Origin of the sequence: Paenirhodobacter sp. (assembly GCF_050177655.1) — a bacterium.
GTDB lineage: Bacteria > Pseudomonadota > Alphaproteobacteria > Rhodobacterales > Rhodobacteraceae > Rhodobacter.
Genome location: NZ_JBFXGV010000003.1, coordinates 1 through 23,471, shown reverse-complemented (window position 1 = coordinate 23,471; position 23,471 = coordinate 1). Strand labels below are relative to the sequence as shown.

Sequence of the window (23,471 nt, the reverse complement as noted above, 5' to 3'; positions counted from 1 at the left end):
CGATGTAAGGGGCAGCCGTCTGAGTGTCAACGCCGCGGGCCGCCGCGGCCCTTGCAGGAGTGGCTTTGATGCCGAATTTCACGAAACTGTTTGGGACCGTGGCCGTGATCGGCTGCCTCGGCACCGCCGTCCTCGCCGAAGATGCGAAGCCTGCGGTGCGCACCGATCTGAGCCCCGACACGGTGGTGGCGAAGGTCAATGACCAGGAAATCACGCTCGGCATGATGCAGACGGTGCGCGACGGGCTGCCGGCGCAGTATCAGTCGCTGCCCGATCAGACGCTGTTCGACGGCATCCTCGATCAGCTGATCCAGCAGACCGCGCTTTCGGAGATCGGCGAGGGGATGAAGACCCATCGCGACGAGATCGCTCTCGAGGTCGACAAGCGCGCCTATTATGCCGGGCAGCTCCTGAACTACACCGCCGAGCGCGCGGTGAGCGACGAGGCGCTGAAGAAGGCTTATGACGACAAATACGCCAAGGCCGAGCCCTCGAAGGAATATCACGCCGCCCATATCCTCGTGCCGACCGAGGACGAGGCGAAGGCGATCAAGGCCGAGATCGACGGCGGCAAGGATTTCGCCGAAGAGGCGAAGGCGAAGTCGCAGGATGGTGCGGCGGCCAATGGCGGCGATCTTGGCTGGTTCGCGCTCGACCAGATGGTGAAGCCCTTCGCCGATGCGGTCGCGGGGATGAAGGACGGCGAAGTCGCCGGCCCGATCCAGACCGAATACGGCTGGCACATCATCAAGCTCGAGGGCACGCGGCTGGCGAAGGCGCCGACGCTCGACGAGGCGCGCGAGGAACTTTCCGGCGATCTGCGCCAGAAGGCCGTCGAGGACCGCGTGACGGAGACCGTCGCCAAGGCCAAGGTCGAAAAGATGACCGATGGCATCGATCCGACGATCCTCAAGGATGACAAGGTCTTCGGGGCCAAGTAAGCCTGAGGCAAGTCACGGAACGGCGGAGCGGAAGATGGGCAAGTCGAAGGAACTCGAAGGCAAGGTCGCCAAGCTGAAGGCGAAGGTGAAGAAGCTGAAGGCGCGTCTGGAGACGGCCGCCGAGGGCGTCGCAGGCGAGATCCGCGCGGAGATCGCCGAGGTGAAGGCGAAGGTGAAATCCCCCGTCTCGCCGCTTGCGCCCGCCGCTTTCCCGGCGCTTCCGGTGATCGAGGGCGTCGAATTCGCCGCCGCTCCGGCCGGGGTCCGCTATGCGGGCCGCACCGATGTGATGCTGGCGAAGATCGCGCCGGGCGCCGCGATCGCGGGGGTGTTCACCACCTCCTCGACGCGCGCGGCCTGCGTGCTCGACTGCCAGGCGAAGCTGAAGGGCAAGGTCGACGAAACCGCCGGCGCCGCGATCGTGGTGAACTCGGGCAATGCCAACGCCTTCACCGGGGCGCTCGGGCAGGAGGCGGTCGATGCCGTCACCGGCGCGGTCGCCGCGGCGCTCGGCATGCCGGCTGCGCGCGTGTTCTCCTCCTCGACCGGGGTGATCGGCGAGCCGCTGCCCTATGACCGCATCGTCGAGGCCGTCCCCGGCCTCGTCGGCGCGCTCGACGCCGGCGGCATGGAGGCCGCGGCGCGCGCGATCATGACCACCGACACCTTCCCGAAAGGGGCGATGGCGGAGGTTCAGGGCGAGGGCGGCGTGATCAAGATCGCCGGCATCGCCAAGGGCTCGGGGATGATCGCGCCGAACATGGCGACGATGCTCGTCTATATCTTCACCGATGCCGCGATCGAGGCGAAGGCGCTGCAAAAGATGCTCTCGCGCAACGTCGATGACACGTTCAATGCGATCACGGTGGACAGCGACACTTCGACCTCCGACGCGCTGATCCTGGCCGCGACGGGCAAATCCGCCGCCGCGCCGATCGGCGACATGCGCTCGAAGGTGGCGCGCGATTTCGAGGCGGCGCTGCGCGGCGTGATGCTCGATCTCGCGCAGCAGGTGGTGAAGGACGGTGAGGGCGCGACGAAATTCGTCGAGATCCGCGTCACCGGCGCCGAGACACCCGAGGATGCGCATCGCGTCGCGATGGCGGTGGCGAACTCGCCGCTGGTGAAGACGGCGATCGCCGGCGAGGACGCGAACTGGGGCCGCGTCGTGGCCGCGGTGGGCAAGTCGGGCGCGAAGGCCGATCGCGACAGGCTCAGGATCAGCTTCGGCGACATGGTGCTGGCCGAGAAGGGCTGGCGCGCGCCGGAGTATTCGGAAGAGGCCGCGAGCGCCTATATGAAGAACCAGGAGCTGGTGCTCGGCGTCGATCTTGGCCTCGGCGCCGCGGCGAAGACGGTCTGGACCTGCGATCTGACCCATCGCTACATCGACATCAACGCGGATTACCGCTCGTGAGTGGTGGCTGCGGCGCGCATCTTCCCGCCCCGGTCACCTCGGGGCGGATCGTGCTCGTCTCCGCCGTGGCGCTGATCGACGTCGACGGCCGCGTGCTGCTTGCGCAGCGGCCGGCGGGCAAGTCGCTTGCCGGGCTCTGGGAATTCCCGGGCGGCAAGGTCGAACCCGGCGAGACGCCCGAGGCCGCGTTGATCCGCGAGCTGCAGGAAGAGATCGGCATCGAGACCTGGCACAGCTGCCTTGCGCCGCTCGCCTTCGCCTCGCACAGCTACCCCGATTTCCACCTGCTGATGCCGCTTTTCGCCTGCCGCAAATGGGGGGGCATCGTCACCCCGCGCGAGGGGCAGGAGCTCGCCTGGGTGCGCCCCGAACGGCTGCGCGACTACCCGATGCCGCCCGCCGACGAGCCGCTGATCCCGATCCTGCGCGACTGGCTCTGAATGCCGCGCCGCAGCACTGCATCTGCAGAAAATCCCTGAAAAAACAAAGGTTAACGCATTGCATTGATGCGTTTTCGTTTACAATCTGTTAGGACTTGGCCACTAACCTCGTCCGCATCAGAGATTTGGGAGGATGTCTATGCTTCGGACCATCGTCGTGGGGAGCTGCGTCTCGGTTCAGGGGACGTTCGAGCATCAGCTCGACAACGGAAAGATCGTCGTTCGCGTCGGTGACCGCCTCTATGCGGGCCGTCCGGTGACGAAGAAGGCCGCCTGAGGCCCGACTGCCAGCTGCCGAAAACAAAAAGGGGGGCTCATGCCCCCCTTTGACTTTTCTGTTCGCCGCCTGCGCGGGATGCGAGCGCGCCCTTACAGGCTGCGCTCGACCTCCTCGCGCTCGAAGATTTCGATGACATCGCCATTGCGGATATCGTCGTAATTCTCGAAAGCCATGCCGCATTCCTGGCCGGAGATGACCTCCTTCACCTCGTCCTTGAAGCGCTTGAGCGTCTTCAGCGTGCCCTCGTGGACGACGACGTTGTCGCGCAGCAGGCGCACGCCCGCCGAACGCCGCGCCACGCCCTCGGTGACGAGGCAGCCCGCGACTTTGCCGACGCCGGAGACCTTGAAGACCTCCTTGATCTCGGCATAGCCGATGAAATGCTCGCGCACCTCGTTCTTGAGCAGGCCGGAGGCCGCCGCCTTGATGTCGTCGACCAGGTCATAGATGATCGAGTAGTAGCGGATCTCGACGCCCTTCTGGTTCGCCGCGGCACGGGCCGGGGCGTTCGCACGGACGTTGAAGCCGATCACCGGCGCCCCAGACGCCTCGGCGAGGCCCACGTCGCTTTCGGTGATCGCGCCGACGCCGGAGTGGATAACGCGCACCCGCACCTCGTCGTTGCCGATCTTCTCGAGCGCCTGGACGATCGCCTCGGCGGAGCCCTGCACGTCGGCCTTCACCACCACCTGAAGCTCGGCCACGTTCTCGTCGGCCTTGGCCTTCGCCATCAGCTGTTCGAGCGTGGTCGCGGCACCGGCGGCGGCGCGCTTGTCCTTCGCGGCCGAGATCCGGTAATCGGCGATCTCGCGGGCCTGCGCCTCGGTCTCGACGACGTTCAGCACGTCGCCCGCCTCGGGCGTGCCGTTGAGGCCGAGCACCTCGACCGGAACCGACGGCCCGGCGGTGTCGACGCGGTCGCCCTTGTCGTTGATCAGCGCGCGGACCTTGCCCCACTGCTCGCCGACGACGAAGATGTCGCCCTTGTTCAGCGTGCCGTTCTGCACCAGCACCGTCGCGACCGGGCCACGACCGATGTCGAGCTTGGCCTCGATCACCGCGCCCTGCGCCGCACGATGCGGGTTGGCGCGGAGTTCAAGGATCTCGGCCTGAAGCGCGATCGCCTCGAGCAGAGTGTCGAGCCCCTTGCCGGTCTTCGCCGAAACTTCGACGGCCTGGGTTTCGCCGCCCATCTCTTCGACGACGACTTCGTGCTGCAGCAGATCGGTGCGGACCTTCTGCGCATTGGCAGCGGGCTTGTCGATCTTGTTGATCGCGACGATCATCGGCACCTTCGCCGCCTTGGCGTGGTTGATCGCCTCGATCGTCTGCGGCATCACGGCGTCATCGGCCGCCACCACCAGCACGACGATGTCGGTGACCTGGGCACCGCGCGCGCGCATCGAGGTGAAGGCCGCGTGGCCGGGGGTGTCGAGGAAGGTCAGCGTCGCACCCGATTCGGTTTTCACCTGATAGGCGCCGATATGCTGGGTGATGCCGCCGGCCTCGCCCGAGACGACGTTGGCGTGACGGATCGCATCGAGCAGCGAGGTCTTGCCGTGGTCGACGTGGCCCATGATGGTGACGATCGGCGGACGCGGCTCGAGATCCTCGGCCTTGTCCTCGACGGTGTCGATCACCTGCTCGACGTCCGCGTCGGAAACGCGCACGGCGTGGTGGCCGAATTCCTCGATCACGAGTTCCGCGGTGTCGGCGTCGATGGTCTGGTTCGAGGTGACCATCATGCCCATCTTCATCAGCGCCTTCACGACATCGGCGGCGCGTTCGGCCATCCGGTTCGCGAGTTCGGAGACGACGATGGTTTCCGGCAGCTGCACGTCACGCGCCTGCTTCTCGGCCTTCTGGCCGAAGCCCATCGCCTTCTGCCGCGCCTTTTCCTGCTTGCGCTTCATCGCGGCGAGCGAGCGCTGACGCCCGCCTTCGCCCTCGATGTCGCTCAGGCTGAGCTTGCCGGCACGACGGCCCTCGTCGCCCTTGCCCTTGCCGCGGCTGTCGCGATCGGCCGCACCGCCGCTGCGATCGTCGCGATCGCGGTCGGTCTTGCGCGGGCCGGTGGCGGAAACGCCCTTCGTCGCCGCGCGCGCCGCAGCCGCCTCGGCCGCCGCCGGATCGGCGGGGGTGGCGGGCTTCGCCGCGGGCTTCGCCCGGACCTCTTCCTTCTTCTTCTCGCGCAGCTCCGCCTCGCGGGCCTTGCGCTCGTCTTCCTCGGCCTTCAGCCGCAGCGCTTCCTCGCGCTCGCGCTCTTCGCGCTCCTTGGCCTCGATCTCGGCACGGCGGCGCTCACGCTCTTCCTCGCGGGCCTTTTCCTCGGCCACACGCTGCGCAGCCTCCTCGACCTCGCGGGCCTTGGCGGCCTGAAGCGCGCGCAGGCGGCGTTCCATCTCCGCATCGGAGATCCCGGCAGGACGACGCGACGGATCGCCGAGGTTGGGCGAACCGGCGGCCTTGGCCGAGGCGCCACCGGGTTTCGGCACCACAACCTTCTTGCGCTTGGTCTCGACCACCACGTTCTTGGTGCGCCCGTGGCTGAAGCTCTGCTTCACCGAACCGGGACGATTGCCGCCAAGGCCGAGAGGTTTCTTGCCATCCGTATCGTTCATGCCGTCTTACTATCCTTCATGGCGGGCTTGCCGCCGTCCTGCTTGCGCATCCCCGCAAGCCTTGCCGCTTCTCTAATCACACGCGGGGTGAGTCCGCCAGCCGCAAGCGCGCCGTGTATCGCACGGTCGCGGCCAAAAGCCAAACCCAATTCCGACGAGGTGAGACAGCCGAACCAGCGGCCACCCTCCGGGGTCCAGAGCTTGCCCTTGCCACGGTCGGAGCCATCGGAGGCCTGGAACAGAACCCGGGCCCTGCCTTCGGCAAGCCAGCCCTTCACCTTCTCGAAGCCGACGACAGCGCCGCCGGTCTTGCGCGAGAGAGAGATAAGCTCGACCACGCGATGGGCAAGCCCCTCCTCGACCAGATCGGCAAGATTTTCGGGCAGTTTCACCGGTGCCCTGGCCGCGCGCGCGAAAAGCCCTTTCGCCGCGGCCTTGTCGATCACCGCGCGTTCCGCGGTGACCCAGATCCCGCGACCCGGCAGCTTTTCCGCCAGGTCGGGGAAGATCGTGCCATCGGGGCCGAGCACGAAACGCACGAGCCCGGCCTTGGGCTGCACGTCACCCGTGACGATGCAGCGCCGTTCCGGCTCCTCGTTCAGTTTTTCCCGGCCCCCGCGGCTCATTCTTCGGTCGCCTCTTCCTCGGTTTCCTCGGCCTCTTCCGCGGCCTCGAGTTCCGACGGATCGACCCAGCCAAGCTGGATGCGCGCCGTCATGATGAGGGTCTGCGCGTCTTCGAGGCTCAGATCGAACTTCTCGAGAATGCCCTCGTCCTTGACGCGGGCGCCGTCGACCGTGGTCCAGCCGCCGGCCAGTTCCCAGTCGGCGCAGGTCGCGAAATCTTCGAGCGTCTTGATGCCGTCCTTGGCGAGCGCCTCGATCATCTGCGGGGTCAGCCCCTCGAAATCGAAGAGCGACTGCTCGACGCCCATTTCCTTCGCGGCCTCGAGCGCCTTGCGGTTCTGCTCCTCGATGAAGTCGCGGGCACGTGCCTGCAGTTCCGACGCGGTGCCCTCGTCCACGCCCTCGATCGCAAGCAGCTCGTCGATATCGACGTAAGCCACTTCCTCGAGGTTGGTGAAGCCCTCGGCCACGAGGAGCTGCGCGAAGAATTCGTCGAGATCGAGCGCATCGACGAAGAGCTTGGTGCGCTCGGCAAATTCCGCCTGACGACGCTGCGATTCCTCGGCCTCGGTCAGGATGTCGATGTCGAGACCGGTCAGCTGCGAGGCGAGGCGCACGTTCTGGCCACGGCGGCCGATCGCGAGCGAGAGCTGCTCGTCGGGCACCACGACCTCGATCTTGCCGGCGTCCTCGTCGACCACGACCTTCGACACTTCGGCCGGTTGCAGCGCGTTCACGAGGAAGGTCGCCTGATCCTCGTTCCACGGGATGATGTCGATCTTCTCGCCCTGCAGCTCGCCGACCACGGCCTGCACGCGCGAGCCGCGCATGCCGACGCAGGCGCCGACCGGGTCGATCGAGTTGTCATAGGAGATCACCGCGATCTTCGCGCGCGAGCCCGGGTCACGGGCCACGGCCTTGATCTCGATGATGCCGTCGTAGATCTCCGGCACTTCCATCTTGAAGAGCTCGGCCATGAACTGCGGATCGGTGCGGCTGAGGAAGATCTGCGGGCCACGGGTCTCGCGGCGGACGTCCTTGACATAGGCGCGGATGCGGTCGTTCGGGCGATAGCTTTCGCGGCCGATCTTTTCGTTGCGGCGCAGGATCGCCTCGCCACGGCCGATATCGACGATGATATTGCCGTATTCCTCGCGCTTGACGACGCCGTTGATGATCGTGCCCTTGCGATCCTTGAACTCGTCATACTGACGGTCACGTTCGGCTTCGCGCACCTTCTGCAGGATCACCTGCTTGGCCGATTGCGCCGCGATGCGGCCAAGATCGACCGGCGGAACCTCGTCGATGATCTCATCGCCGATCTCGGGGTTCGGCTTGTATTGCTTCGCCTGCGCGACGGTCAGCTGAGCCTGATAGTTCTCGACCTCCTCATCGGCCACGACCGTGCGCACGCGGGTGAAGGCGGCGCGCCCCGTCTTGCGGTCGATATGGACGCGGATGTCCATCTCGGAGCCGTAGCGCGACTTCGCCGCCCGCGCGAGGCTGTCCTCCATCGCCTGGATCACCAGATCCGGGTCGATCATCTTCTCGCGCGCGACGGCCTCGGCCGTTTGCAGCAGTTCGAGCTGGTTGGCAGAGGTGATTGCCATCTCTCAGGTCTCCTCGTCGGGGGAATTCTGGTCGTCTTCTTCGGTTTCGATCTCGTCGAACTTCTCTTCGTCGATCACGCCGGCGGCCTTGCGCTGGCGCAGCATCTCTTCGATCAGCTCGTCGGTCAGGATCAGTTTCGCATCGGCGAGCCAGTCGAACTGCAGGCCGATCACGACCTCCTCGCCCTGCTCCTCGATCTCGATCAGCACCTCGTCGCCCTCGGTGCCGCGCAGCATGCCCTTGAAGCGCTTGCGCCCGTCGATCTGTTCGGTGGTCTCGATCCGGGCCTCGTAGCCTTCCCAGATGTCGAAATCCTTGAGCCGGGTCAGCGGCCGGTCGATGCCCGGGCTCGAGATCTCGAGCGTGTAGCGCTCCTCGATCGGGTCGTCGACGTCGAGCGTCGCGGAAACCGCGGTCGAGATCGCGGCGCAGTCGTCGACGTCGATGCCGCCCTCGGGCCGGTCGGCCATGATCTGCAGCAGCGGATGGCGACCGCCCTGCATGCGCAGGCGGATCAGCTCGAAGCCGAGCCCCTCGATCACGGGCGAGACGATTTCCGCCAGACGCCGGTCGATCGCGGTCTTGGCGATCAGGTCGCTCATGGTTCCGATCCCTCAAAACAAAAAACGGGCCGTAGCGGCCCGCAAAACTTATCGGTGGGCGTCAGGTTTGGACCCCGGCGCGCCGCTGTTGAGGGGCATATAGGCGAAACGCCCCGAGTCTGCAAGTTTTCTTTGCAGGCAGGCTCAGCCGCGCATCCGGTCCATCGTGGCGACGAGGGCGGCGGTGATGCCCGGCTCGCTCAGCGCATGGCCCGCGGCGGGGATCATCCGCAGCTCGGCACGGTCCCAGCCCTGCGCCAGACGCCAGGCCGAGACCGGCGGGCAGATCATGTCCATCCGCCCCTGCACGATCGTGGCGGGGATATGCTCGATCCGCGCGCGATCGCGCAGGATCTGGCCGTCCTCCTCGAGGAAGGCGGCATTGCTGAAATAGTGGTTCTCGAGCCGGGCGAAGGCGCGCGCGTAATCGGGCGGCGCCTCGCCGGGGAAGCCGTCGAAATCGACGGAAGCCAGCGCGTTTTCCCACATCGCCCAGATCCGGGCAAAGCGCGCCTCCTGCGCGTAATCGCCTGAAAACAGCCGCTTGTGATAGGCGGCGATCAGATCGCCCTGTTCACTTTCCGGGATCGCGCCGGTGAACTGCGCCCAGAGATCGGGGAAGAACTGCCCCGCACCGCCGGCATAGAACCAGTCGAGCTCGGAGCGCGTGGCCAGAAAGACGCCGCGCAGCACCAGCGCCTCGACCCGCTCGGGATGGGTTTCGGCGTAAAGCAGCGAGAGCGTCGCGCCCCAGCTGCCGCCGAAGACGATCCAGCTCTCGATGCCGAGGGCGGTGCGGATCTTCTCCATGTCGGAGACGAGATCCCAGCTGGTATTGCCGGTGACCGAGGCATGCGGCTTCGACAATCCGCAGCCGCGCTGGTCGAACAGGATGATCCGGTAATGCGCCGGATCGAAATAGCGCCGCATCGCCGGGCTCGAGCCGCCGCCCGGCCCGCCGTGGCAGACGATGACCGGGCGCCCGTTCGGATGGCCCGATTGCTCGACATAGATGCGATGGCCGCCGCCCACCTCCATCAGACGCTGATCGAAGGCCTCGATCGGCGGGTAGAGAAAGGTCGCGGCTGTGCGTTTTTGCCCTGCGGTTCTGTCCATGAGGGGACTATATAGTGCCCTGACGCCGCCCGCCACGGGGGCGATGGAACTTGGCCCGGAGGAGTGCATGGAAGCCGCGACGAAGACGATCGACCCCGCTGAGGTGGCGAAATTCGAGGCAATGGCCGCCGAATGGTGGGATCCGAACGGCAAGTTCAAGCCGCTGCACATGCTCAACCCCTGCCGACTCGATTACATCGTGACGCAGATCGCCGCACAGTTCGGCCGCGATCCGAAGGCGCCGCGCCCGTTCGAGGGGCTGCGGCTGCTCGACATCGGCTGCGGCGGCGGGCTGCTGAGCGAGCCGATGGCGCGGCTTGGCGCGACGGTGGTGGGCGCGGATGCCGCGGGCGGCAATATCCCGGTCGCGCGGCTGCATGCCGAGCAATCCGGCCTCGAGATCGACTATCGCCACTGTGCGGCCGAGGATCTCGCCGCCGCGGGCGAGCGGTTCGACGTGGTGCTGGCGATGGAGATCATCGAGCATGTCGCCGATCCGCAGGGTTTCGTGAACACCTGCGCGGAGCTGCTCGCCCCCGGCGGGCTGATGTTCTGCTCGACGATGAACCGCAATCCGAAGAGCTACATGATGGCGATCATCGGCGCCGAGCGGGTGATGCGCTGGCTGCCGGTCGGCACCCATGACTGGTCGAAATTCGTCACGCCGGACGAGCTTTACGCGCTGATCCGCACCGCCGCGCTCGACCCGGTCGACCGCAAGGGCATGGTTTTCAACCCGATCGCCTGGCGCTGGTCGCTGTCGGATCGCGATCTGAGCGTGAATTACGTCACCGCAAGCGTGAAACGCTGAACCGGGGCTCTGCCCCGGACCCCGGGATATTTCGACACTTTGGAAGAGCGTTTCCAAAGTGACCAAATATCCCGGGGGAGCTGCGCAAGCAGCGGGGGCAGCGCCCCCCTCTTACTTCGCCTTCGGACGAAACGCGGCGATCTTCGCGGTGTCGGTCTCGATGAACCCCGCCCCGATCAGGTCGAGGCAATAGGGCACGGCGGCGAAGACCGCGTTCAGGCAGGTGGCGATTGCCGAGGGCTTGCCCGGCAGCGTGATGATCAGCGACTTGCCGGCGATGCCCGCCGACTGGCGCGACAGGATCGCGGTGGGCACTTCGCGCAGCGAGGCGCGGCGCATCTCCTCGCCGAAACCGGCGAGTTCCTTTTCGATCACTTCGGAGACGCCTTCTGGCGTTTCGTCGCGCGGCGCGGGGCCGGTGCCGCCGGTGACGAGGATCAGATCCGCCTCTTCGGCCACGAGGGCGCGCAGCGTGTCGGCCACGCTTTCGCGCCCGTCGGGGATGATGTGGCGGGTGATGGCGAGCGGCGTGGTGACCACGCCGCGCAGCCAGTCCTCGCAGCCCGGGCCGCCCTTGTCCTCGTACTCCCCGCGCGAGGCGCGGTCGGAGACGGTGACGATGGCGGCGCGGGGCTGCGAGAGGCTCATTTCTTCGCCACGCGCGCGTTGCGAGTCGCGATCAGCTTGAGGCGCAGGGCGTTCAGGTGGATGAAGCCCGCCGCGTCGCGCTGATCGTAGGCGCCCGCGTCTTCCTCGAAGGTCACGTGCTTTTCGGAATAGAGCGAGTAGTCCGACCAGCGCGCCACGGTCCGCGCCGAGCCCTTGTAAAGCTTCAGCTTCACGGTGCCGGTGACATATTCCTGCGTCTTGTCGATCAGCGCCTGCAGAGCCTCGCGCTCGGGCGAGAACCAGAAGCCGTTGTAGATCAGCTCGGCATAGCGCGGCATGATCGAGTCCTTGAGGTGGCCCGCGCCGCTGTCCAGCGTGATCTGCTCGATGCCGCGGTGGGCTTCCAACAGGATGGTGCCGCCGGGGGTTTCGTAGACGCCGCGCGACTTCATCCCGACGAAGCGGTTTTCCACGAAATCGAGCAGCCCGATGCCATGCTTGCCGCCCAGCTCGTTGAGCTTGGTCAGGATCGTCGCGGGCGACATCTTCTCGCCGTTGATCGCGACGGCGTCGCCCTTTTCGAAGGTGACTTCGATGAATTCGGGCTCGTTCGGGGCCTGTTCGACCGGCACGATGCGCTGCGCGACGTAATCGGGCGCCTCTTCGGCCGGGTTCTCGAGCACGGTGCCCTCGGAGGAGGTATGCAGCAGGTTCGCGTCGACGGAGAAGGGCGCCTCGCCGCGCTTGTTCTTCGCGATCGGGATCTGGTTCTGTTCGGCGAATTCGAGCAGCTTCGTGCGCGAGGTCAGATCCCAGAGCCGCCAGGGCGCGATCGTCTTGATCGAGGGATCAAGCGCGGCGACGCCGAGTTCAAAGCGGACCTGGTCATTGCCCTTGCCGGTCGCGCCATGCGCCACCGCATCGGCGCCGGTGCGCTGCGCGATCTCGACCAGATGCTTCGAGATCAGCGGCCGCGCGATCGAGGTGCCGAGCAGGTAAAGCCCTTCGTATTGCGCATTCGCCCGGAACATCGGGAAGACGAAGTCGCGCACGAATTCCTCGCGCAGGTCGAGGATGTTGATGTTCTCTTCCTTGATGCCGAGCATCAGCGCCTTTTGCCGCGCCGGCTCCAGCTCCTCGCCCTGACCGAGATCGGCGGTGAAAGTCACCACCTCGCAGCCGTATTCGGTCTGCAGCCATTTCAGGATGATCGAGGTGTCGAGACCGCCCGAATAGGCCAGCACGACTTTCTTGGGAGCGGACATGGATGCCTCCGAGTTTGAACTTTCGCGCGGGTCTAGTGCGTTTTCCCCTGTATCTCAAGGGCTGCGGTGCGCGGGGCAGCGCCGGAATTGTGCCCCATACAAAGGCCGCAAGCCGCGAAATCTCCTTGCGCGGCGGCGCGCGGCGCGCGACATCTGCGCCATGACCCAGTTCGCCCTTTCCGCCCTCGCCGCCACCCGCGCCCTGCGCGCGCTCTTCGAGCCGACGCCGCTGCAGCGCAACGCGCTCCTCTCGAAACGCTATGGCGCGGAGATCTGGCTCAAGCGCGAGGATCTGACGCCGGTGCGCAGCTACAAGCTGCGCGGCGCCTTCACCGCGATGCGCAAGCTGCGCGCGCAGGATCCCGAGGCAAGGCATTTCGTCTGCGCCTCGGCGGGCAATCACGCGCAGGGCATGGCCTTCGCCTGCCGGCATTTCGGGGTGAAGGGGACGATCTTCATGCCGGTGACGACGCCGCAGCAAAAGATCGACAAGACCCGCGTCTTCGGCGGCGATGCGGTCGAGATCGTGCTGACGGGGGATTATTTCGACCAGACGCTGGCGGCATCGCAGGCCTATTGCGCCGAGGTGGGGGCGCATTTTCTGGCCCCCTTCGACGATGCCGACGTGATCGAGGGGCAGGCCTCGGTGGGTGTCGAGATCCTCGATCAGCTGGGCTCCGCGCCCGATCTGGTGATTCTGCCGGTGGGCGGTGGCGGCCTTGCCGCCGGGGTGACCGGCTATCTGCGCGCGACGGCGCCGGCCACCGATTTCCGCTTCGTCGAGCCGCTCGGCGGGGCGAGCCTGACCGCGGCGATCGAGGCCGGTGCGCCAGTGACGCTGAAACAGGTCAACAGTTTCGTCGATGGCGCCGCGGTGGCGCGGATCGGGGCGCTGCCCTTTGCCGCGCTCGACTGGGTGCGCCCGGATCAGATCCTGCGCGCGCCCGAGGACCGGATCTGCGTGACCATGCTCGAGATGCTGAACCACGAGGGGATCGTGCTCGAACCGGCCGGGGCGCTGGCGCTCGACGTGCTGCCCGAGCTGGCCGATCAGATCCGCGGCAAGACCGTGGTCTGCGTCACCTCCGGCGGCAATTTCGACTTCGAGCGTCTGCCCGAGGTCAAGGAACGGGCGCAGCGCTATTCCGGTCTGAAGAAATATTTCATCCTGCGCATGCCGCAGCGCCCCGGGGCGCTGCGCGAATTCCTGCAAATGCTCGGCCCCGACGACGATATCGCGCGATTCGAATATCTGAAGAAATCCGCGCGCAATTTCGGTTCGGTGCTGATCGGGATCGAGACGAAACAGGCCGCAGCCTTTGATGCGCTGATGGAAAAGCTGGACGCAGCCGGCTTTTCCTATCGCGACATTACCGAAGATGCGGCCCTCGCCGAGTTCCTGATCTGACGGCGCGGGGCCGCTCCGCCGCGGTCAGGCCGCAGCCAGAAATTCGTCGACGCGCCCCATGAAGACCGCTTTCGAATCGCTGTAGCAGGCGAGGATCGCGGAAATGTCGACGCTGGCCGCGCCGCCCGCATTGCAGCGGCGCTCCCCATCCTGACACATCGCACCGAAATCCCGGAACCCGAGGTTGAGCGCCGATCCCTTCAGGAAATGCAGCTCGTCACCGAGTTTCTCGGGGCGCTGCCCGAGCGTCATCACCACGCCCTCGACCTCGTCGAGGAACAGTTCGAGCACCTCGGCAAAGCCTTCGGCGCCAATTTCGGATCGCAGCTCGGCAACCCGGGTCCAATCAATCATCTCACCCTCCACGGGATAGTGGCACTCCTTCACCAGCCCCGAGCCTAGCGTGCAATGCTTGCCGAAGGCTTAATCGCGAAAGGTTGAAATGCTTCACCGGATGTTAAGCCTGGGCGGTCATGCTGCTGCGAAACTTCATGATCGACGAGTGCATTTTGTCCCAGACCAGGCCAGACCAGCGGAATGCGGGAGCTCCCCCGGCACGCAGCGCCTCGCGCCGGGTGCTTGTCGTCGACGACAGCCGCATGCAGCGTCGCATCCTCTCCGCGCAGCTCTCGCGCTCGGGCTATGAGGTGATCGAAGCGGGCAGTGCGGATGAGGCGCTGGAGCTCTGCCGCAAGATCGAACCGGACATCGTGCTGTCCGACTGGGTGATGCCGGGCATGTCCGGGATCGAATTCTGCCGTGAATTCAGGCGGATGGATCGTTCCGGCTATGGCTATTTCGTGCTGCTGACCTCGAAGACGGAAAAGAACGAGGTGGCGGAGGGGCTGGAAAGCGGCGCCGACGATTTCCTCGGCAAGCCGGTCAATGGCGATGAGCTGCGCGCGCGGCTCTCCGCGGGGGAGCGCATCCTGCGCATGGAGCGCGAGCTGAAGGAGAAGAATCGCCTGCTCTCCTCGACGCTGCGCGAATTGCAGGGGCTTTACGACTCGATCGACCGCGATCTGACCGAAGCCTGCAAGCTGCAGCAGAGCCTGGTGAAGGAGCGCTTCCGCTCCTTCGGCAATGCCCAGGTCTCATTGATGCTGCGACCCTCGGGCCATGTCGGGGGCGATCTCGTCGGGTTCTTTCCGATCAATGCGCGGCGCGTCGGCCTCTATGGCATCGACGTCTCCGGCCACGGCATCACCTCGGCGCTGATGACGGCACGGCTCGCGGGCTATCTCTCCGGGTCGTCGCCCGACCAGAACATCGCGCTGATCCAGACGGAATACGGCTTTTACGACGCGCGCGAACCGGCCGATCTCGCCGCCTATCTCAATACGCTCGTGCTCGAGGAGATGGCGACGGAAAGCTATTTCACCCTGATCTATGCCGATGTCGACCTGATCTCGGGCGAGGTTGCGCTGGTGCAGGCGGGGCACCCCTATCCGGCGGTCCTGCGTGCGAATGGCAGCGTCGAATTCCTCGGCACCGGCGGCATGCCCGTCGGCCTGCTGCCGGAGGCGGAATACGAGACGGTGCGCACGCGGCTGACCCCCGGGGATCGGCTTTTCCTCGGTTCCGACGGCATCACCGAGGCAAGCGCCCCCGACGGCCGGCTTTGCGCCGAGGAGGGGCTGGCGCGCCTGCTTGCCGACAATGCCGGGCTGCGCGCCGGGGCCTTTCTCGACGCGCTTTACTGGCGTTTGCAGAAATTCACCGATGACGAGTTGAACGACGACATCTCCGCCGTTCTCTTCGAATTCGACGGCGCGAAGGAGAATGTCGGCTGAGACTCAGGGCTCGTGCAGCGCCTCGCGCGACTTGTAGAGCGGCTTGAGCAGATATTGCAGGATCGTCTTTTCGCCGGTGTGCAACTCGACCGTCGCCTGCATGCCCGGGCGGATCTCCAGGCTGCGCTGGCGCTCGGTCAGATGGGTTAGATCGACGCGCAGCGTGACCTTGTAATAGGGCTGCGCCTGCGGGTCGCGCTCATCCTTGAACGTATCGGCGGAGACGAAATGCACGGCCCCCTGCAGGCTGCCATAGATCGTGTAGTCATAGGCCGAGAGCTTGATCGTCGCATCCTGCCCGAGCTTCACATTGGCGATGTCCTTCGGCGCGATCCGCGCCTCGATGAACATCTCCTCGTCGAGCGGGATGATCTGCAGGATCTCCTCACCCGGGCGCACGACGCCCCCTATCGTGGTGACGGAAAGCTTGTTCACCACGCCGCGCATCGGCGCGGTCAATGTGGTGCGCGCGAGCTGATCCTGCGAGAGCTTCAGCTGTTGCCGCAGCGAGCCGAGCTTTTCCAGCGTCTCGGAATAATCCGCGGCGCGCTCCAGCTCGGTCTTCGTCGAGATCTCGTTGAACTGCGCCTCCGCGTCGGAATAGCCCTTGCGCGCCTTGGTCACGTCGATCAGCGGCGCGATCTCCTTCTTGAACATGTTCTCCATCAGGTCGCGCTCGACCTTGGCCTGTTTCAGCACCGCCGCAGCCCCGTCCCGGCGCGAGCGGAAATCCGACATCCGCGCCTTCAGGAGCTCGCTTTCCGACTGCACGATGTCGGGCACGAGCTGCGCCTGTTCGTCCGTCACCTCGAAAGCGTCGAGCCCGTTCATCTCCGCTTCGAGTCGCAGCTGCCGAATCTCGAGCGAGGCGATCTGCGCGCGCAGGTCGTCGACCTGCGCCTTGTAGCTGGTGCCGTAGAGCCGGCCGAGCACCTGCCCCGGCGCGACCTCGTCGCCCTCGCTCACGTTGAGTTCGGCAAGGATCCCGCCCTCGAGGTTCTGGATGATCTGCGGCTTCGAGGAGGAGACGATCTCGCCGGGGCCGCGCACGATCTGGTCGACCGAGGCAAAGCCCGCCCAGACCAGAAAGATCGCCACCGTCACCGCGACGAGCCAGACGGTGACGCTGAGCCGTTTCGTCGCGCTGTGCACCGCGGAGGGGTCGACCGTCGTCATTTGCCCGCCCCCGCCGCCTTGGCCTTGGTCAGATGCGCGAGCACCGCGTCGCGCGGCCCGTCGACCGCCATCTTGCCGTTTTGCAGGATCAGCGTGCGCGCGGTGAGCGCGAGGATCGGCACGCGATGCGTCGCCACGATCGCGGTGCGCCCGGCAAGCCAGCCGTCGAGCCGGCTGACGAGGGTGGTCTCCAGCGTGGTGTCGAGCGCGGCGGTCGGCTCGTCGAGGATCACGACGGAGGGATCCTGCAGCCAGAGCCGCGCCCAGCCGATCGACTGGCGCTGCCCGACGGAAAGCCCCTCGCCGCCGTCGCGGATCTCGAGGTCGAGCCCGCGGGGATGGGCGCGCAGGAAGGGGCCGAGCCCGGCGAAGTCGAGCGCCTGGTAAAGCCGCTCCTCGTCGCGTTCGAGCTGGGTGAGGTTGAGGTTGTCGCGCAGCGTGCCGGAGAAGAGCCGCACATCCTGGCTCAGGTAGCCCACGGCGCGGCGCAGGTCGCGCGGATGCAGCTGACCGATGTCGACGCCGTCGAGCAGGATGCGCCCGCCCGAGGGTTCGTAGATGCCGGCAAGCAGCTTGAGCAGGGTCGATTTGCCCGAGCCGTTCGCACCGAGCACGGCGACGCGCTGCCCCGCGGGGATGCGCAGCGCCGGGATGTCGACGGTGGTCGCCCCCTCGGCATCGTATTTGAATTCGAGCTGGCGCAGCTCGAATTCGCCCGCGATCGCCTCGGCGCGCAGATAGGCGCGGCTCTCGGCCTGCACCTGATCGGCCTCGACGATCGCATCGAGCCCCTCGAGCGCGGCCTTGACGTTGGCCCAGCGCGCGAGCGTGCCGGCAAGCTGCGTCAGCGGGGCCAGCGTGCGCGAGGTCAGGATGCCGATCGCGATGATCGAGCCCACGGTGAACTCGCCGTCGAAGACCTTGTAGGCGCCGATCACCACGGCGCTGACATAGGTCGCCTGCTGGATCATCTGCGCCCAATAGGTCAGCATCGAGGAGAGCTTGCGTGAGCGGCTCGACTGCACCGCGGAAAGCGTGGTGAGCTCTTCCCAGATCCGCTTGAACCGGTCGGCGCCGCGCTGGGTGGCGACCGTCTCGTGTTCGTAGATCGCCTCGTGCAGGAGTTTCGCGGCCCGCGCGGATGCGCCCTGCGTCGAATGCGTCAGCGCGACCATCTTCTTCTGAAAGAGAAAGCCGGGCAGCACCATCAGCAGCGCCCCGACCAGCAGCACCCAGACCAGCGCGCCGCCGATCGAACCGACGAGCAGCAGGAAGACGAAGATGAAGGGGATGTCAGCAAGCGTACCGATCGTCGAGGCGGTGAAGAATTCGCGCACCGAGGAAAACTCGCGCATCGCCGAGAAGAGCTGCGAGGGGGAGCGCTTGCCGGGCGCGGCCTTCATGCCGAGCAACCGGTCCATCAGCAGTTTCTGCACGGTAAGCTCGATCTTGCGCCCGGCCATGTCCATCAGGCCCGAACGCGCGAGCTTCAGCGCCATCTCGAGGCAAAGCGCGAGCAGCGCGCCCAGCGCCAGAACCCAGAGCGTCGCCTCCGACTTGTGCGGGATGACGCGGTCATAGACCTGCATCGAGAACATCGCGACCGAGACGGCAAGCACATTGGCGAAAAGCGAGCCGACCGCGACCTCGACGAAGGCGCGGCGCTGGGCGCGGAAGGCGCCCCAGAACCAGTGCTCGCGCGCCTGCGCCGGGGCGTGGCGTTCCTCGAGCTGCTTGAGCGTGGTGCGGGCGCGGATGATGCGGCCCGAGAAATAGGGCGCGAAATCGGCGAGCGGCACTTCGGCGCGCTGATCGGCGCAGGTCTTGTCATAGACGAAGAGCGTCTCGCGCTCCTGCGCGATCACCAGCACCATCTGCCCGGAGGTCATCTGCGCGAGCGCGGGCCATTGCCCGGGGCTGAGCCGGTCGATCTCCTCGACGCTCGCCGTCATGCCGGCGACGCGCAACACCGCGGCGATATGTTCGGGCTGCACCTCGCCGCTGGCACCGCCGGTGACGGCCGCGGTCGCCTCGCCCACGGCGAGCAGCATCTGTTCGAGGATATCGGCGGCAGGCACCTGCGCGCCAAGCAGCCCGGCATAGGCGGCGGCCAATTCGGCGCGGGCCTTCGCGCGGGCGGGGGCGCGGGGGTTGGGCGTCTGCGGTGTCGGGGAGTGTTTCGGCAAAGCGCCCTCGGCGGCGCCGCTGACACGGGCCGCGTTGATATCGAACGCTATGATCCGCTCAGCCAAAAACCCCTACACCTTGTCAGATACTCGCCCCGCTCACCAATATCCCGTGTTGCCGCGCGATTTCCAGCTTTATCAGCGCGATGTCGTATTTGAGCCCGGCCTGCGCATGCGCCATGTCGGCATAGCTCTCGTACATGTTCACGAGCTCCATCAGCGTGCGCCGGCCCATGCGGTATTGCTCGGTAAACATGTCGAGCCCGGCCCCCGTTTCGGCCACGACCTGGGCATCGCGCACCTCCTTCGCCTCGAGCGCGGCAAGCTTCGCCTGCAGCGCGGCGAGGGTGAGTGCGTCATCCTGCCGCGCCTTCTCGACCCGCGCACCGGCGGCCTCCTCCGTCGCGTCGAGCGCGGCCAGCGTGTCCTTCGTGCCGAAGCCGAGCAGCTCGTCGACGCCGACGACGAGCCCGGTGCTCGGGCCGCCAGTGCCGGTCGCCGCCTGGGCCGAAAGCGTCGGCAGATGGCCGGCACGTTCGATCTTCGCCTGCGCCACGGTGCGGCCTTGCTCGGCCTTCGCCTCGGTGATCGAAAGCGCATCGGGCAACGCCGCGGGCAGCGGGAATTCCCCCAGCCCCGAGAGCCCGGCGACCGGGCGCGCCGTCATCGCCTGCAACTGCGCAAGCGCCGTCGCCGCACTGTCGCGGTCGGATTGCGCCGTCGCCCTGATCTCGTCGAGCTTCTGCGCCAGCACCCGCGCTTCGGACTTGTCCGAGAGCCCGCCTTCGACGCGCTGCTCCATGATGTGGTTGAATTCGCCGATCTTCGCCGCCGAGCGTTCCGCCACCGCCGCCTGCGCCTGCGCCTTCTGCGCGGTGATATAGGCCTTGAGCCCCTCGGCCACGGTGTCGTTCATCTCGCTCGAAAGCGAGACCGCCGCCACCTCGACATCCGCCGCGGCATAATCGCGTTCGGCCCGTTTCGCGCCATTGTCCCAAAGTACCTGCTCGAGCACGAGCTGGGTGACGAGATCGCCGAGCGAGCTGAGCGTCACGGTCGGACCGATCTGCGGCAGCCAGTTCTTCGACTTCGCCTTGGCGGTGAGCCGCGCGACGCGCAGCTCCGCCTTGGCCGAGCCCTTGGCATCGTCGAGCACCGCCTGCGCCACCTGCCCATAGGCATCGGAGCCGCGCAGGATCGAGCTGCGCGCGCCGAGATCGGCGATGATCGCCGAGCTTTCCTGCGTGGTGCCGGGCTTGCCGGGCGCCGGCATGCCGCTGGTCGAGGGGGAGAAGGCCGAGCGGCTGGTCGGGAACGGGGTTCCCTCCATGCAACCGCTCAGACCTGCCGCGATCAGTCCCGCGGCCGTGATCCGGGCCACCGCAGAGGCCCGGATCAGCGGCTTTTGGCTGCTTCTCCGGGTCATCACCGCCCCCGATCAGATCGTCAGGTTGGTAATGTTGTCGTCGATGATCAGGCTCGCCCCGTCATCCCCCAGCGTGTAGATGCTGTAGGTATGGCCGCCGATCACCGTGTCGCCGCCGGTGTCCTCGGCGCCGATCGCGGTGACGTGGTCGGCGGAGTCGCCCTGGATGATCAGCGTGTTTTCCGGCCCGGTGATCGCCTCGAGCTGGCTTTCGGTGATCGTGAGCTGCGCCTCGGGGGCGAAGGTCAGGTCGATCGTGCCGAAGTCGAACTCGCTCAGACCCGAACGATCGAGATCGACCGTCACCGCCGAGGTGTTGTCGACGACGAGCAGGGTCGAGGTCTCGTTGCCGGCGGTATCGCTGTCCGTGACCACGAGATAGGAGCCGTTCGGCACCGTCTCGTAGAAGTCGTAGGAGCCATAGCCCGCGCGGCTGTTGACCGCTGCGTCGTTCTCGATGTCGGTGACATGGCCCGAGCCGTCGATCGCCGAGATGTCATAGGTCGCCTCGCCGACATCGGTGCGGATCCCGAGCAGCGAACCGGCATCGCGGGTGAAGGCGATGATGTCCGGGCTTTCGGGCGCAACGAGATCATAGTCGAAGCTGCCGGTGGCCGAGGCGGTGTTGCCCGCGGTATCGGTCGCCGCGATCTCGTAGCTCATCGAGCCGGAACCCTCGGGCAGATCGGCATCGGTGAAGCTCACCGCCCATTGCCCGTTCGCCCCCGCGGTGACGGTTTCCGTCGCGCCATTGGCGAGGGTGACGACCACGGTCGACCCCGCCTCCACCGTACCGGTGATGGCAAAGCCGTCGGCCGCCTCCTGCGCGTTGACGATGTCGTCGCCCGAGACCGTCGCGCTCGGCACGAAGTTCGTCACCACCGGGTCGAAGTCGATGGTGCTCGTCTGCGAGGCGGTGTTGCCATAGGCATCCGTCGCCGTGACGGTGAGCGCGACATCGTCGGTCTCGACCGTGGGCAGCTGCGAGGCCGGGATCGTCGCGCTCCAGGTGCCGTCCTCGGCCACCGTCGCGGCGACGACCGCGCCCGAGGCGAGCTGCACCGTGACGGTGGAGCCGATCTCGACCGTGCCGGTGACGACGAGCCCGCCCGCCGCCTCCGCCGCGTTGACGATACCGTCGGCGAGGATCGCGTTCGGGGTCTCGGTGCCGTGGGTGAGGTTCTGCACCTCGGTGTCGACGGTGATCTCGTGGCTCGCGCTCGCGGTATTGCCGGCGAGGTCGGTCGCGGTGATCGTGGCCGTGGTGATATAGCTGCCCGCCGGGATCTCATCCGTCGCGAAGCTTGCCTGCCAGCTGCCGTCGGCCGCCGCGGTCACCGTATGCGTCACGCCCTCGAGCGTCACCGCCACGGTGGCGCCCGCCTCGGCGGTGCCGGTGAGCACCACACCCGCGCCGCGCTCGGCACCGCTGATCACGTCGTCGCCACCGGTCTGGCCGGCGTCGAAGGCCGCCGTGGTCTCGGTGTCGAAGGTCACCGTCATCGTGTCGGTCGCGGTATTGCCATAGGCATCCGTCGCCGTGACCGTGGCATCATAGGAGCCGGTCGTCAGCCCGGTGCCGGAGAAATCCGCGCTCCAGCTGCCATCCGCCGCAACCGTAGCCGCAACCGTCACCCCGCCCAGCGTCACAAGCACGCTCGAGCCCGGTTCGGAGGTGCCGGTGAGGGTGAAGCCCGCGGCATCCTCGGCTGCGTTCACCACGCCATCGGTCGTCACCAGACCGGTGGTGAAGGCCACCGAGGTCTCGGTGTCGACATGCACCGTCCAGCTCGCGCTCGAGGCGTTCTCGGCGGGATCGACGGTCGTCGCGGTGATCGTGGTGTCATAGGTGCCCTCGGGCAGCTCGCCCGCGGAATAGACCACCGACCAGGTGCCATCGGCGGCGACGGTGACCTCATGCGTCACCCCCTCCATCGTGACGGCCAGCACCGCCCCGGCCACCGAAGTGCCCGAAACCGTGACATCGCCGGCGATCTCGATGCTGTTCACCACGTTATCGGGCGTGACAGAGTCGAATTCGATCGCGTTCGGAACGGTGTCGACGACCAGCGTGTCGGTGATCGTGGTCACGTTGCCATTGATGTCGGTGGCGGTGATCGTCATCGCCTCCTGATATTCGCCTTCGGGAAGCTGATCGGTGCCGAAGGTGACCGACCAGGTGCCGTCCGCAGCGACCGTGGTCGCCTGCGTCACGCCCGCCACGGTGACGGTGATCGCCGCGCCGACCTCGCCCGAACCGGTGACGGTGATGCCGTCCTGGTATTCGGCGAGGTTCTCGACGTCGCCGGTCGACATCGCGCCGGAGGTGACATCGACCTCGGGCGGCGTCATGTCGATCAGGAAGTCGGGGCCGTCGAGTTCGTAAAGCGTGCCGTCGGGCGCCGTGACGAAGACGGTCGAGGTGAGATCGCCGTCCGAGGGGAAGGTGCCGTCCTCGAAGGTGACGCCCCAGGTGCCGTCGCTGCCGACCGTGGTTTCGATCGTCTGGTCGCCGAGGATGACGACGACGGTCGAGCCCGCCTCGCCGGTGCCGGTGACCACGGCGGCCGGATCGGTCGTGTTGGTCGTCAGCGTGGAATGCGCGTCGGGGTCGTCCACCGTCGGCACGATCGGGTCGCCGCCCCCGCCCGTGGTCGTATCGTCACCGCCACCGCCAGGGGTCGTGTCGTCACCATCGCCTCCGGTCACGGTGTCGTCACCGCCACCGCCCGTGGTCGTGTCGTCGCCATCGCCACCGGTCACGGTGTCGTCGCCGCCACCGCCCGTGGTCGTATCGTCGCCATCGCCACCGGTCACGGTGTCGTCGCCGCCACCGCCTGTGGTCGTGTCGTCGCCATCGCCACCGGTCACGGTGTCGTCACCGCCACCACCCGTGGTCGTGTCGTCGCCATCGCCACCGGTCACGGTGTCGTCGCCGCCACCGCCCGTGGTCGTGTCGTCGCCATCGCCACCGGTCACGGTATCGTCGCCGCCACCGCCCGTGGTCGTGTCGTCGCCGTCGCCACCGGTCACGGTATCGTCGCCATCGCCGCCCGTGGTCGTGTCGTCGCCATCGCCACCGGGCACGGTAGCGTCGCCAGCGCCGCCCGTGGTCGTATCATTGCCGTCGCCCGAGCCGCTGC

19 protein-coding genes are annotated in these 23,471 nt (G+C 66.8%); 7 read left to right on the top strand and 12 right to left on the bottom strand.

Features of this window, described 5'->3' with window-relative positions; genetic code table 11:
• Positions 1-68 precede the first annotated feature (68 nt).
• The 4 genes from AB7U46_RS02160 (at position 69) to AB7U46_RS02145 (ending at position 3,075) form a co-directional block, all read left to right on the top strand.
• A complete protein-coding gene (locus AB7U46_RS02160; protein ID WP_428335285.1) occupies positions 69-941 on the top strand; it encodes a peptidylprolyl isomerase in 873 nt (290 codons plus the stop codon).
• A 34-nt stretch (positions 942-975) separates the two neighbouring features.
• Positions 976-2,358 (top strand): bifunctional glutamate N-acetyltransferase/amino-acid acetyltransferase ArgJ, encoded by a 1,383-nt coding sequence (gene argJ / locus AB7U46_RS02155; protein ID WP_428335284.1) that lies wholly within the window; start codon positions 976-978, stop codon positions 2,356-2,358.
• Entirely contained in the window at positions 2,355-2,798 is a 444-nt protein-coding gene (gene mutT, locus AB7U46_RS02150; protein WP_428335283.1) for an 8-oxo-dGTP diphosphatase MutT, read from the top strand. The genes argJ and mutT overlap by 4 nt, the downstream gene beginning before the upstream one ends.
• 139 nt (positions 2,799-2,937) lie before the next feature.
• The gene (locus AB7U46_RS02145) at positions 2,938-3,075 is read left to right on the top strand and encodes a hypothetical protein (RefSeq protein WP_428335282.1); all 138 of its coding nucleotides are present in this window, start codon (positions 2,938-2,940) and stop codon (positions 3,073-3,075) included.
• Between the two features lie 92 nt (positions 3,076-3,167).
• Here the strand turns inward: AB7U46_RS02145 and infB are convergent, their stop codons facing one another.
• The 5 genes from infB to pip form a co-directional block, all read right to left on the bottom strand.
• A complete protein-coding gene (gene infB, locus AB7U46_RS02140) occupies positions 3,168-5,699 on the bottom strand; it encodes a translation initiation factor IF-2 (protein ID WP_428335281.1) in 2,532 nt (843 codons plus the stop codon).
• Complete coding sequence (locus AB7U46_RS02135) at positions 5,696-6,325, bottom strand: RNA-binding protein (RefSeq protein ID WP_428335280.1); 630 nt, start codon at positions 6,323-6,325, stop codon at positions 5,696-5,698. The genes infB and AB7U46_RS02135 overlap by 4 nt, the downstream gene beginning before the upstream one ends.
• Positions 6,322-7,935, bottom strand: coding sequence for a transcription termination factor NusA (gene nusA, locus AB7U46_RS02130; RefSeq protein WP_428335279.1), 1,614 nt, complete (start codon positions 7,933-7,935; stop codon positions 6,322-6,324). The genes AB7U46_RS02135 and nusA overlap by 4 nt, the downstream gene beginning before the upstream one ends.
• Positions 7,936-7,938: 3 nt before the next feature.
• Positions 7,939-8,538, bottom strand: coding sequence for a ribosome maturation factor RimP (rimP, locus tag AB7U46_RS02125; RefSeq protein WP_428335278.1), 600 nt, complete (start codon positions 8,536-8,538; stop codon positions 7,939-7,941).
• A 144-nt stretch (positions 8,539-8,682) separates the two neighbouring features.
• Complete coding sequence (gene pip / locus AB7U46_RS02120; RefSeq protein ID WP_428335277.1) at positions 8,683-9,654, bottom strand: prolyl aminopeptidase; 972 nt, start codon at positions 9,652-9,654, stop codon at positions 8,683-8,685.
• A gap of 67 nt (positions 9,655-9,721) precedes the next feature.
• Between pip and ubiG the strand changes: the two genes are divergently transcribed.
• Complete coding sequence (gene ubiG / locus AB7U46_RS02115; protein WP_428335276.1) at positions 9,722-10,465, top strand: bifunctional 2-polyprenyl-6-hydroxyphenol methylase/3-demethylubiquinol 3-O-methyltransferase UbiG; 744 nt, start codon at positions 9,722-9,724, stop codon at positions 10,463-10,465.
• 111 nt (positions 10,466-10,576) lie between these two features.
• Here ubiG and mog read toward each other — a convergent pair whose 3' ends face one another.
• Both mog and AB7U46_RS02105 read right to left on the bottom strand, forming a co-directional pair.
• Complete coding sequence (gene mog, locus AB7U46_RS02110) at positions 10,577-11,113, bottom strand: molybdopterin adenylyltransferase (RefSeq protein WP_428335275.1); 537 nt, start codon at positions 11,111-11,113, stop codon at positions 10,577-10,579.
• A complete protein-coding gene (locus AB7U46_RS02105) occupies positions 11,110-12,339 on the bottom strand; it encodes an argininosuccinate synthase (RefSeq protein WP_121530656.1) in 1,230 nt (409 codons plus the stop codon). The genes mog and AB7U46_RS02105 overlap by 4 nt, the downstream gene beginning before the upstream one ends.
• Positions 12,340-12,499: 160 nt before the next feature.
• Here AB7U46_RS02105 and ilvA point away from each other — a divergent pair, with 160 nt between their 5' ends.
• On the top strand, positions 12,500-13,747 hold the full coding sequence (gene ilvA, locus AB7U46_RS02100) for a threonine ammonia-lyase IlvA (protein WP_428335274.1): 1,248 nt from the start codon (positions 12,500-12,502) through the stop codon (positions 13,745-13,747).
• A 24-nt stretch (positions 13,748-13,771) separates the two neighbouring features.
• Here ilvA and AB7U46_RS02095 read toward each other — a convergent pair whose 3' ends face one another.
• Positions 13,772-14,101 (bottom strand): Hpt domain-containing protein, encoded by a 330-nt coding sequence (locus AB7U46_RS02095; protein ID WP_428335273.1) that lies wholly within the window; start codon positions 14,099-14,101, stop codon positions 13,772-13,774.
• Between the two features lie 137 nt (positions 14,102-14,238).
• On the opposite strand from AB7U46_RS02095, the gene AB7U46_RS02090 reads away from it, so the two are divergent.
• Positions 14,239-15,540, top strand: a complete 1,302-nt coding sequence (locus AB7U46_RS02090; RefSeq protein ID WP_428335272.1) for a PP2C family protein-serine/threonine phosphatase — start codon at positions 14,239-14,241, stop codon at positions 15,538-15,540.
• Positions 15,541-15,543: 3 nt separating this feature from the next.
• Here the strand turns inward: AB7U46_RS02090 and AB7U46_RS02085 are convergent, their stop codons facing one another.
• The 4 genes from AB7U46_RS02085 to AB7U46_RS02070 all read right to left on the bottom strand — a co-directional run.
• Positions 15,544-16,716 (bottom strand): HlyD family type I secretion periplasmic adaptor subunit, encoded by a 1,173-nt coding sequence (locus AB7U46_RS02085; RefSeq protein ID WP_428335271.1) that lies wholly within the window; start codon positions 16,714-16,716, stop codon positions 15,544-15,546.
• Positions 16,713-18,902 carry an ATP-binding cassette domain-containing protein gene (locus AB7U46_RS02080; RefSeq protein WP_428335270.1) on the bottom strand — a complete coding sequence of 730 codons (2,190 nt, stop codon included), beginning with the start codon at positions 18,900-18,902 and terminating at the stop codon, positions 16,713-16,715. Before AB7U46_RS02080 ends, AB7U46_RS02085 begins: the two co-directional genes overlap by 4 nt.
• 82 nt (positions 18,903-18,984) lie before the next feature.
• A complete protein-coding gene (locus tag AB7U46_RS02075; RefSeq protein WP_428335269.1) occupies positions 18,985-20,328 on the bottom strand; it encodes a TolC family protein in 1,344 nt (447 codons plus the stop codon).
• A gap of 12 nt (positions 20,329-20,340) precedes the next feature.
• The coding region (locus AB7U46_RS02070) for a beta strand repeat-containing protein (protein ID WP_428335268.1) at positions 20,341-23,471 on the bottom strand (3,131 nt) is incomplete at its 5' end.